This window comes from Streptomyces sp. DvalAA-14, from assembly GCF_900091855.1.
Taxonomy (GTDB): domain Bacteria; phylum Actinomycetota; class Actinomycetes; order Streptomycetales; family Streptomycetaceae; genus Actinacidiphila.
In genome coordinates this window covers 1-10,929 of record NZ_FMCH01000466.1, presented here as the reverse complement: position 1 = coordinate 10,929, position 10,929 = coordinate 1, and the positions used below count along the sequence as shown (strand labels likewise).

Below are 10,929 nucleotides of genomic sequence, written 5' to 3'. Positions count from 1 at the left end.
GTACTGCTGGTAGATCTCATCGACGAGCCACTCGTTCGGGCCGAAACCCACGGCAGGGCCTTCGCCCTGCGCTTGGTGGTCGGTCGAGACACTAGAGCTATTGGGGGACTGTGACGACACGGCGGCAACCGCCCTCTTCCGCTTCACAAAGATGGTGGACAGCGGAAATAAAGGCTACGCCTTCAGGACTCCTGCTCGCAGGCCCGGGGTCCAGTCGTCGCGCATGTCACACCTACAGCATGGTTTCGGCACCGTTCCTGGCGGGAATGTGGTCCCTCTTCTGGGTTTTGCGGGGTTTTACGAGGTCACACGCGTTGCCGCGCGGGCGACATCGGCCGCGCGCCTGCCAGGCGGTGTACGTCCATGGTGCACCCATCAGCGTCAATGGTGCGTTGTTGATCCACCCGGAAGGGTGACGAGTATCCGGCAGCCGCGCGGAGATTCGGCCACTTCGATGCGGCCGCCGTGCAGGTCCACCGCCCAGCGGGCGATGGCCAGGCCGAGCCCGGTGCCGCCGTCGCCGCCGGGATGGGCGCCGCGGTGGAAGCGGTCGAAGACCCGCACCCGGTCCGCCTCGGGGATGCCGGGGCCCTCGTCGCGCACGTCCAGCTGCAGGCTGCCGGCCGCGGTGCCGCCGCGGGCCCGCACCGTCACCCGGCCGCCGGGCGGGCTGTGCTTGACCGCGTTGTCCACCAGATTGGCGACCACCTGGTGCAGGCGCTCGCTGTCGGCGTAGGCGACCAGTTCGGGAGGTGACACATCCAGGTGCAGGTGGACGTCGGCGCGCGGCCGGGAGCGCGAGCCGGTGGTCTTGGCGCTCTCCATGCCCAGGCTCGCGGTCTTCAGCACCGCCGACAGGTACGGCCACACCTCGAACCGCTTGAGGTCCAGCCGCACCGCCCCGCTGTCCAGCCGGGACAGGTCCAGCAGCTGGCTGACCAGTTTGCCGAGCCGCTCGGTCTGCTGCAGGGCCAGCCGCATGGTCTCCGGGTCGGCCGCCGACACCCCGTCCACCACGTTCTCCAGCACGGCCCGCAGCGCCGCGATGGGGGTGCGCAGCTCGTGCGAGACGTTCGCCACCAGCTCCTTGCGGTGCCGGTCGGCGGCGGCCAGGTCGGCGGCCATCCGGTTGAAGGTGCCGGCCAGGTCGCCCACCTCGTCCCGGCGCACCCGGGTCACCCGGCGGCTGTAGTCGCCGCCGGCCATCGCCCGGGCCACCAGGGTCATCTCCCGCAGCGGCGCGGTCAGATTGGTGGCCACGATCTGGGTGATCAGCAGCGAGGCGATGATCGAGAAGATGGTGATCACCCGGACCTCGGTGGCCGAGTGGATGGCCACCGTCACCAGCAGCGTGGTGATCAGCACCGAGACGATCACCAGCAGCTGCAGCGCCGCCTTGATCGAGCGGAACGGGTCCCAGGGCCGCAGCGCCGCCCACACCCGCCGCCGCCAGCCGCGCAGCCCTCCCGTGTTCCCCGCGTCGTCCGGATCGCTCGTGCCGCTCACGGCGCCGGGGTCTCCAGCGCGTAGCCCACGCCGTGCACGGTACGGATCCGCTCGGCGCCGATCTTGCGGCGCAGCGCCTTGACATGGCTGTCGACGGTGCGGGTGCCGGAGGCGTCCGCCCAGTCCCAGACCTCGGCGAGCAGCTGTTCCCGGGACAGCACCGCCCGCGGCTGCTGGGCCAGGCACACCAGCAGCTCGAACTCGGTGGGGGTGAGGTGGATGTCGGAGCCGGCCACCCGCACCCGGCGCTGGGCGTGGTCGATCTCCAGGTCGCCGAGCTGGATGCTGGCGCCGCGCGGGCTGTGCGCGGCGGTCGCCGCCCGCTCCACCCGGCGCAGCAGCACATGCACCCGGGCGGCCAGCTCCCGCATCGAGAACGGCTTGGTCATGTAGTCGTCGGCGCCGACGCCGAGCCCCACCAGCATGTCGGTCTCGTCGTCCCGGGCGGTGAGCATCAGCACCGGCACCGGCCGGTCCGCCTGGACCCGGCGGCACACCTCCAGGCCGTCGAAGCCGGGCAGCATCACGTCCAGGACCAGCAGGTCCGGCTGCCAGGACTGCGCCGACTCGACCGCGGACGGGCCGTCGCCGGCGGTCCGTACCGAGAAGCCCTCCGCCTGCAGCCGGGCCGCGATCGCCTGCGTTATCGTCTGGTCGTCCTCGACGACCAGCACCCGGCGCTGCGCGCCCGAAGTCTGCGTGCTGTCCACTTCCGCCCCACAAGGTCGTCCTGATTGCGGAAGCCCGCCGGTGACCTGGGCCGGGCTCCCCGGGCAGCGTACGGGTCGGCGAACCGCCCTGACTATGACGCCTTCACGCCGTGACGGCTACGTGCACCACGTCCGGCTCGCCGCGCTGCACCGGGACCTCGACGGTGTGCACCCGGTCGAATCCCGCGTCGCGCAGCGCCGCCTCGAACGCGGCCGAGGGCCGGGCCGACCAGACGGCCAGCACACCACCGGGGTGGAGCCGTTCCCGGCAGGCGGTGAGGCCGCTGGGAGTGTAGAGACTGTCGTTGTTCTCGGTGACTGTCCAGTCCGGGCCGTTGTCGATGTCCAGGCACAGCGCGTCGTAGCGGTCCCCGGGACCGGTCAGGTACGCCACCAGGTCGGCCTGCAGCACCCGCACCCGGGAGTCGTCCAGGGCGTGCCCGGAGAAGGGCGCCAGCGGGCCGGTGCGGTGCCAGGCCACCACGGCCGCTTCGCGCTCGACGACGTCGATCCCGGTCCAGCGCGGCTCGGCGGCTGCCCTGGCCAGCGAGAAGCCGACGCCGAGGCCGCCGATCAGCAGCCGGCCGGTGCCCCGCGCATCGGGGCTGCTCCCGGCCGGGCGCCGGGCCCGGCCCTCGTCCCAGGCCGCCAGCGCGGCGTCCACCAGCAGCCGCTCCGAGCGGCCGTCGGAGGTGTCCATCAGGAAGCAGCCGTTGGCGATGATCTCGAACCGGTCGCCCCGCTGCCGCAGGGCCACCTCGCCGTAGGGGCCGTCGCGGCGGTCGAGGACGACGGGGGAGGCGTCGGTGTCGTACGTGGGCGGCATCCGGCCATTGTGACGGAGCGGCCCCGCCGGCCGGCAAGAGACGGACAAAGGGTGCCGGACCGGCTGCGGTACCGGGGGTGTTCACGGGGGTGACACCGCGACTTCCGCGGCTGTTCGCTCCCGGACGATGGACAGGGGCGGTGTGCGTGCGTAAATTCCGCGCATGTCTTCCCTTTTCAAGAATCCTGTGGCGCGGCGGCTGCTGCGCCCGGCCACCACCTTGGTCGACCAGCGGGTGCAGCGGCCGGTGTCCCGGCTCCGCAAGGACATCGACAAGGTCGCGCACGGCGATCGGGAGGCCCGCGAGTCGCTGCGCAAGGAGCTCGACAGCCTGCGCAAGGAGCTGGGCGGCGTGCGCAAGGAGATGGGGAGCCTGCGGGACGAGGTCTCCGGCCTGCGCGGCAAGCAGTACGCCTACGACCTCATCTTCGAGCGCGTCGGGCGGGCCGGGCACCGGGCGCCGACCAAGGAGCAGTTCGAGAAGCTGGTCGACGAGATCGCGGAGGTGTCCGGGCAGGACCGCCGCTTCGCCCGCCGCAACGCCACCGCCGCCTTCCGCAATGTGGTCGCGCTGGAGGCCCTGGGCGTCGGCCGGGTGGCCGGCACCAACTCCAATGTCTGCGGCAAGCTGGCCACCGTTCCGCTGCTCGACCCGCCGAACGGGGACGTGCTGGAGATCGGCACGCTGTTCGGCCTCTTCTCGGCGACCTTCATGCGGATGCTGCACCGGGCCGGCATCGAGCCCCGGCTGACCATCGTCGACCCGCTGGCCGGCAGCCAGCTCCAGCCGGGCACCAATTTCGGCTCCGAGCCCACCGGCACCCCGGTCCGCCTCGACGTGGTCCGGGCCAACCTGGCGCTCGGCGGCACGGCCGGCGAGCTGGCCCGCATCCAGCAGGGCTTCTCGGGCGACGAGGAGGTCCGCGAGGCGGTCTCCGACCGGCAGTACGGCGTGATCATCATCGACGGCGACCACTCCGAGGAGGGCGTCGCAGCCGACCTCGAATGGGCCGAGCAGATCGCCGCCCCCGGCGGCATCGTCGTCCTCGACGACTACGGCGACCCGGGCTGGGAGGGCGTCCAGGCGGCCGGCGACAAGCACCTGGCGGGCACCACCCGCTTCGACCTGGTCGGCCGGGTGGCCACCTCGGCCTTCCTGCGGGCCCGCGACTGACCCGCCGGCTCCGCGGACGCCGGCCTTCCCGGCCGGCTCCGCGCCGCCCGGTCCGTCAGGGCGTCCACACGTACGGCGTGGTCGTCGTCACCGGCTCGAAGCCGAGGCGGCGCAGGATCGGGGCACTGTCGGCGGAGGCGTCCACCTGCAGCCAGCGGGTGCCCCGCGCGGCGGCCAGCCGGGCGCGTGCGGCGACCAGCGCGCGGTAGATCCCCCGCCCCCGCCACGCCTCGACGGTGGAGCCGCCCCACAGACCGGCGAAGCTCGTGCCGGGCCGGTACACGAGCCAGGCCGCGGAGACGACCTGGTCCCCGGCCCGGGCGAGGAGGACGGCGATGTCGTCCGGGGCGGCGGCGATCCGGCCCAGCAGGTCGTCGGCCAGCCAGGACATGTCCGTGTCCCAGACGGCGGTGAGCAGCGCGGCGATCCGGCGCAGGTCCGCCTCGGCGGTGGTCCGGTGCAGGGACACTCCCGCCGGGAGCCGCGGCTCGGCAGCCATCGCCCCGGCCTCGCCGATCATGACGGTCTCCTGCTCCTCGGCCACGAATCCGGCGGCCACCAGCCGCTCCGGCAGCTCCACCGGCCGGTCGTGCCCGCGTACCTTCCACTCCACCGCCTCGCCCCGGGCCGCGAAGCGCTCGCGCTGCCGCCGGATCAACGCGTCCAGCTCCGGGCCCGCCACCCCCAGGACGGCCGGCCCGGTCACCAGGCCGCGGAACTGGCCCACCAGCCGGACCGGGGGGCCGTGCCGCTCGACGGTGACGCCCGCCGGCAGGTTCGGCGGCGCGCCCCGCATCTGCTCGTCATAGCCCGCAAGCAGTCCCGCTGTGTCGGTCATCCTCCGACGGTAAGCCCCTGGGCAACCGGTTTTGCAGGCCCGGCCGCAGCCCTCCGCCGGCCCGGCCCCGGCCCGCTCACGGCCTGTCGTCGGGCCGATCGCTCAGGGCGAACAGCGCCGCGGGAACACCAGGCGGGTGCCGCGCATTGAGTCGGGTGTACTCAACTTGCTTGCAAAGGGAGCGATCATGGCGTTTGAGCCTCGGACCCCCAACCCTCTCACCCTGCCCGTCCTCCCCCTGGACGACGAGGTCGTCCTGCCCGGCATGGTCGTACCGCTCGACCTCACGGACTCCGAGGTCCGTGCCGCCGTCGAGGCCGCGCAGGCGGCACACCGCGGGCCGGGACCGGGGACGGCGTCAGGGAAGCCGGAAGTCCTGCTGGTGCCCAGGGTGGACGGCAAGTACACCGCCGTCGGCACGCTCGGCACGGTGGAGCAGGTCGGCCGGCTGTCCGACGGCGACCCGGGCGCGGTCATCCGCGGCCGGTCCCGGATCCGGATCGGCGCCGGCACCACCGGACCCGGTGCGGCCCTGTGGGTCGAAGGCACCCCGGTGGAGGAGCCGGCCGTCGGGGAAGCCCCCGGCACCGTCGCCGAGCTGATGAAGGAATACAAGGCGCTGGCCACCAGCTGGCTGCGCAAGCGCGGCGCCTGGCAGGTCGTGGACCGCGTCCAGCAGATCGACGACGTGAGCCAGCTCGCCGACAACTCCGGCTACTCGCCGTACCTCACCACCGAGCAGCGCGTCGAGCTGCTGGAGACCACCGACCCGGTGGCCCGCCTCAAGCTGGCCATCCAGTGGCTGCGCGACCACCTCGCCGAACAGGACGTCGCCGAGACCATCCGCAAGGACGTCCAGGAAGGCATGGAGAAGCAGCAGCGCGAGTTCCTGCTCCGCCAGCAGATGGAGGCCGTCCGCAAGGAGCTGGCCGAGCTCAACGGCGACCCGGAGAACGAGAGCGACGACTACCGCGTCCGGGTGGAGGCCGCCGACCTGCCGGAGAAGGTCCGCGAGGCCGCCTTGAAGGAGGTCGAGAAGCTGGAGCGCTCCTCGGACGCCTCCCCCGAGGGCAGCTGGATCCGCACCTGGCTGGACACGGTGCTCGAACTGCCGTGGAACACCACCACCGAGGACACCTACGACGTCGCCGGCGCCCGCGCGGTGCTGGACGCCGACCACGCCGGCCTGGACGACGTCAAGGAGCGCATCACCGAATACCTGGCCGTCCGCAAGCGCCGGGCCGACCGCGGCCTCGGTGTGGTCGGCGGCCGCCGCGGCGGCGCGGTGCTGGCCCTCGTAGGGCCTCCCGGCACCGGAAAGACCTCGCTCGGCGAGTCGGTGGCCCGCGCGATGGGCCGCAAGTTCGTCCGGGTCTCGCTCGGCGGGGTCCGGGACGAGGCCGAGATCCGCGGCCACCGCAGGACGTACGTCGGCGCGCTGCCCGGCCGTATCGTCCGGGCGATCAAGGAAGCCGGTTCGATGAACCCGGTGGTGCTGCTCGACGAGATCGACAAGGTGGGATCGGACTACCGGGGCGACCCGGCCGCCGCCCTGCTGGAAGTCCTCGACCCGGCGCAGAACCACACCTTCCGCGACCACTACCTGGAAGTCGAACTCGACCTGTCCGACGTCGTCTTCCTGGCCACCGCCAACGTGCTGGAGACCATCCCCGAGCCGCTGCTCGACCGGATGGAGCTGGTGCGGCTGGACGGCTACACCGAGGACGAGAAGGTCGTCATCGCCCGTGACCACCTGCTCCCGCGCCAGCTGGAGCGGGCCGGCCTGGCCGACGACGAGGTGACCCTGGCGGAGGACGCGCTGCGCAAGCTCACCGGCGAGTACACCCGCGAGGCGGGCGTACGGACCCTGGAGCGCACCATCGCCCGGATCCTGCGGAAGATCGCGGCCCGGCACGAGCTGGGCGACCAGGAACTGCCCTTCACCGTCGGCGCCGAGAACCTGCGCGCGCTGATCGGCCGGCCGCACCACGTGCCGGAGGCGGCGCAGGACCCGGAGGAGCGGCGGACCGCGGTGCCCGGTGTGGCCACCGGCCTGGCGGTCACCGGCGCGGGCGGCGACGTGCTCTACATCGAGGCGTCGCTGGCCGACCCGGAGACCGGCGGCTCGGGACTCCAGCTCACCGGCCAGCTGGGCGACGTCATGAAGGAGTCGGCGCAGATCGCGCTGTCCTTCCTGCGCTCGCACGGCGCCGAACTGGAGCTGCCGGTCGCCGACCTCAAGGACCGCGGCGTGCACCTGCACGTCCCGGCCGGCGCCGTCCCCAAGGACGGGCCGAGCGCCGGTGTGACCATGACGTCCGCGCTGGCGTCGCTGCTGTCCGGGCAGCGGGTGCGGACCGATGTGGCGATGACCGGTGAGGTCTCGCTGACCGGCAGGGTGCTGCCGATCGGCGGGGTCAAGCAGAAGCTGCTGGCCGCGCACCGGGCCGGGATCACCACGGTGATCATCCCCAAGCGCAACGAGGCGGATCTGGACGACGTGCCCGCCGAGGTGCTGGCGGCGCTGGAGGTGCACCCGGTCAGCGACGTGCGTCAGGTCCTGAAGCTGGCGCTGGAGCCCGCACGGGTGGCGGCGCCGGCGGAAGAGGTGTCCGCCGCGGCCTGACGTCGGCGGTGTGAGCAAGGGGCGCGGGGAGCTTTTCCCCGCGCCCCTTCGCGTGTGCGCCCGGGGCGCCCCCAGGGCACGGTCCCCGGCGTTGCGGCCCGTCGTGGCCCAGGCGGAACGGCCCGCTCCATCGGGAACCGCCCTCCCGGGGCACCCGGGCGGCTGCGGCGCCGCCCGGACAGGGTCTAGGCGCCGCGGGCCCGAGAAGATCGCCCGGACAGGGCCTAACCGGCGGCGTACGCCTGTACGCGGTCCAGCGCCCCGTTGAAGAGGTCCTGGTCGCCGGGGAAGACGCCCGAGTCGGCGTTCTGCCAGATGGTCTGGAAGCCCCAGCCGGCCGGCAGGGTGCCGACCGCGGTGTTGTAGCGGGCGATCCACAGCGCGTTGGTGGCGGCGAAGGCCGCGCTGTTGCCGGTGCACTGGGTCCACCAGCTGGTGGAGCTGTAGATGGTCGGGTAGCGCCCGGTCCTGGCGTGGTACTCGTTGCTGAACGCGGAGATCCAGCTGACCATCCCACTGGCCGTCAGCCCGTAGCAGGTGGCGCCGTACGGGTTGTACTCGATGTCCAGCGCGCCCGGCAGTGTCTTGCCGTCGCCGGACCAGCCGCCGCCGTGGGCGACGAAGTAGTCGGCCTGGGTCGCCCCGGCCGAGACGTCGGGCAGCGCGAAGTGGTACGAGCCGCGGATCATGCCCACGTTGTACGACCCGTTGTACTGCTGGGTGAAGGACGGATTGGTGTACGAGGTCCCCTCGGTGGCCTTCACGTAGGCGAACTTGGCGCCGTTGGACCAGGCGCCGCCCCAGTCGACGCTGCCCTGGTAGTTGGAGACGTCCATGCCGGGCGTCTGGGTGGCCGCCGGGGTGGCGACGGGGTCGCCGGTCAGCCGGCCGGAGCCCTCGTGGGCGCGGATGGTGGAGCCCATCCAGTCGAGGTCGGGGTGGGTCATATGGGCGCCGGCAGCCGCCTGGGCGGTCCCGGGGAGGGCCAGGACCAGGGCGAGCAGGGCGGTGAAGAGACCGGCCGACAGGGCGAGCCTGGTCCGGGCCGAGCCGGTGCGGTGCACGACGGAGTGACCTCCGTGGGACATGCGTGCCTCCAGATGGCGGGGTGGGGGACTCGGCATGACCTTGATAGGGCCATGACAGGTCCGACGGTACGGTCGGCGCTACGCGCGTGGAAGAGCTGCCGGAAACCGCCGATGGTCTACTCCTGCGAAATACTGGACGTGCTGCGGAAACCACCGTGTGTGAAGAAAAGTTTCAGGTGTTGAAAGCGGGGAGTCTGTGACCGACACGAACGGCGGCGCGCCGGTTGAGGCCAGGGACTGCGCCACCGAGGCGCTGGAGCGCGAGCTGACCGTGCTGTTCCGGCGGGCCCGGGCCGCCTCCGGGGAAATGGCCCGCGCGGTGCACCCCGAACTGGAACCGGCCGCGTACGGGCTGCTGGTCCGGCTGGCGGAGGCCGAGCCGGAGCGGGCCACCGACCTGGCCGGCTACTTCGGCGTCGGCAAGGCCACCATGAGCCGCCAGCTGCGGGCCCTGGAGGAGCTGGGCCTGGTCGCCCGCGCGTCCGACCCGGCCGACGGCCGCGCCTTCCTGATGCGCCTCACCGAGGAGGGCCGCAGCCGCTTCGCCCAGGTCCGCACCGCCCGCCGGGAGCGGTATCTGAGCCGGCTCGCCGCCTGGGACCACGCCGAGATCGCCGAACTGTCCCGGCTGCTGCACGAGCTGAACGGGATTCAGTTCGGCGAGATCGCCGCGCAGCCGTAGGCGCGCCCGCCGGATCCGCGCCTGCCGGATCTCCGTTTGCCGGATTCCCGCCTGCCAGCTCCCACTGCCAGCTCCCACTGCCGGCCCCCACTGCCGGGCCCCGCGCCTCGGCAGCGGGCGCGCCGGTCAGAACTCCACCAGCACCGCCGTCGCGTCGTCGTACGGCTTCCCGCGCGGTACGGCGGTGCCGGCCGGGTCGGCGTTCTCCCGCTCCCGCACCCGGGCGATCAGCGCCTGCGGGCCGGCCTTGCGCAGCAGGGCGAACAGGCCCGGCCAGTCGTCCGACCCGAAGACCTCCACACCCCGCGCGGCGCCGTCGGTGACGGCCGCCACCGCCCGCAGCGCGGCAGTGGGGGTGCGGCCGGTGACCGCCCGGGCCGCCACCGCGGGATCGGCGGCGGCGGTGAAGAAGCCGCCCTCGGTGTTGCGCAGCGGCGCGACCCGCAGGCCGGCCGCCCGCAGCCGGTCGATGCGGTCGTCCAGTACCGGCGTCACCGTGCCGTCCACCGATTCCAGCAGCAACGCCGAGTCGGACAGCACCAGATGCTCCAGCTCCGCCCCGTCCCAGCGCACCGCGACCACCGTGGCCTGCGGTGTCAGCGGGTGAGAAAGATCACAGCTGGTCCGGTGCGCGTCGGCGGTCCGGGAGATGGCCGCCGACAGGCAGTCCTTGAGCGTCAAGTCCGGCCGGGAGACGGCCAGTTCGAGCAGCGCGCCGCCCAGCCGGGCGGTGAACCACGGCACCGAGTGCGCACAGCCGCCGTTGTCCGGCGGGGGTGTCACCCCGTCCAGCAGCACCAGCGCGCCGCCTCGGCCGCCGGCGGGCAGCACCACGGACACGAAGTCCTCGTTGGGCACCTCGGGCCTGCCCGGCTCGGTCGCCGTCTCGATCCGCATACGCTCAGTCTGTCGCACCCCGCCCGGCACTCCGGGGAGGCCGCCGGACGCGGCCGAGCTGCGGACTTGGTCCGGACCACAAGATCACCGGGGCTGCGCGCGTGCATCCTGCCAAAGCCGGCCCCCCTGCGCCAGCGGCGTGCCCGCGGCCCCAAGGGCGGTGGCTCGTGCCCGACTTGTCGGTCAACTCACGTGTGCGATTCACTCGTTCGGGTGTCCGGGGGAGGGACGCCTGGCCCCCCTCCGGGCAGGGCTGCAAGGGTCGGAAGGACTTCTGCATATTCCCGGGGCCACCCCGGGCCCGGGCGATACGTGATTGCGAGCACCGACATTGCGTGAAGGACGTCACCCGCGACGCGACGGGCGGGTCAGGCGGCGCATGTTCGCCGCCCTGCTCGCCGGCGCCGCCGCGCTCCTCGCGGCCGCCACCCCCGGCGTGGCCCTCGCCGTGCACGACCTGTCCACGGCACAGCACCGGGCGGACACCGCCCAGCGGGCCGCCCGCGCGGTCGTGCTGGCCCACGACCTCGCCGACGAGCGGGACGACGCGGCGATCGCGGCCGGCGGCGGCCCCGCGGCGCC

Annotated in this window: 10 protein-coding genes; 4 read left to right on the top strand and 6 right to left on the bottom strand. The window is 73.2% G+C overall.

Going from position 1 to position 10,929, the window contains the following annotated elements; genetic code table 11:
- Window positions 1-381: 381 nt before the first annotated feature.
- The 3 genes from GA0115240_RS24455 to GA0115240_RS24445 form a co-directional block, all read right to left on the bottom strand.
- On the bottom strand, window positions 382-1,506 hold the full coding sequence (locus GA0115240_RS24455) for a HAMP domain-containing sensor histidine kinase (protein ID WP_093739692.1): 1,125 nt from the start codon (window positions 1,504-1,506) through the stop codon (window positions 382-384).
- Window positions 1,503-2,216 carry a response regulator transcription factor gene (locus tag GA0115240_RS24450; protein ID WP_093739690.1) on the bottom strand — a complete coding sequence of 238 codons (714 nt, stop codon included), beginning with the start codon at window positions 2,214-2,216 and terminating at the stop codon, window positions 1,503-1,505. Before GA0115240_RS24450 ends, GA0115240_RS24455 begins: the two co-directional genes overlap by 4 nt.
- Before the next feature lie 103 nt (window positions 2,217-2,319).
- Window positions 2,320-3,042: a spermidine synthase gene (locus tag GA0115240_RS24445; RefSeq protein WP_093739688.1), complete on the bottom strand. Its 723-nt coding sequence runs from the start codon at window positions 3,040-3,042 to the stop codon at window positions 2,320-2,322.
- Window positions 3,043-3,205: 163 nt separating this feature from the next.
- Here GA0115240_RS24445 and GA0115240_RS24440 point away from each other — a divergent pair, with 163 nt between their 5' ends.
- Complete coding sequence (locus GA0115240_RS24440) at window positions 3,206-4,216, top strand: class I SAM-dependent methyltransferase (protein WP_093739686.1); 1,011 nt, start codon at window positions 3,206-3,208, stop codon at window positions 4,214-4,216.
- Between the two features lie 55 nt (window positions 4,217-4,271).
- On the opposite strand, the gene GA0115240_RS24435 is transcribed toward GA0115240_RS24440, so the two are convergent.
- Window positions 4,272-5,054: a GNAT family N-acetyltransferase gene (locus tag GA0115240_RS24435; RefSeq protein ID WP_093739684.1), complete on the bottom strand. Its 783-nt coding sequence runs from the start codon at window positions 5,052-5,054 to the stop codon at window positions 4,272-4,274.
- Window positions 5,055-5,241: 187 nt separating this feature from the next.
- On the opposite strand from GA0115240_RS24435, the gene lon reads away from it, so the two are divergent.
- Window positions 5,242-7,680: an endopeptidase La gene (gene lon / locus GA0115240_RS24430; RefSeq protein WP_093739682.1), complete on the top strand. Its 2,439-nt coding sequence runs from the start codon at window positions 5,242-5,244 to the stop codon at window positions 7,678-7,680.
- A 224-nt stretch (window positions 7,681-7,904) separates the two neighbouring features.
- Here the strand turns inward: lon and GA0115240_RS24425 are convergent, their stop codons facing one another.
- Window positions 7,905-8,768, bottom strand: coding sequence for a lysozyme (locus GA0115240_RS24425; protein WP_093739680.1), 864 nt, complete (start codon window positions 8,766-8,768; stop codon window positions 7,905-7,907).
- Window positions 8,769-8,964: 196 nt separating this feature from the next.
- On the opposite strand from GA0115240_RS24425, the gene GA0115240_RS24420 reads away from it, so the two are divergent.
- Complete coding sequence (locus tag GA0115240_RS24420; RefSeq protein ID WP_256069957.1) at window positions 8,965-9,450, top strand: MarR family winged helix-turn-helix transcriptional regulator; 486 nt, start codon at window positions 8,965-8,967, stop codon at window positions 9,448-9,450.
- 126 nt (window positions 9,451-9,576) lie between these two features.
- On the opposite strand, the gene GA0115240_RS24415 is transcribed toward GA0115240_RS24420, so the two are convergent.
- A complete protein-coding gene (locus GA0115240_RS24415; protein ID WP_093739678.1) occupies window positions 9,577-10,347 on the bottom strand; it encodes a hypothetical protein in 771 nt (256 codons plus the stop codon).
- A gap of 379 nt (window positions 10,348-10,726) precedes the next feature.
- Between GA0115240_RS24415 and GA0115240_RS37180 the strand changes: the two genes are divergently transcribed.
- The coding region (locus GA0115240_RS37180; RefSeq protein ID WP_161302415.1) for a hypothetical protein at window positions 10,727-10,929 on the top strand (203 nt) is incomplete at its 3' end.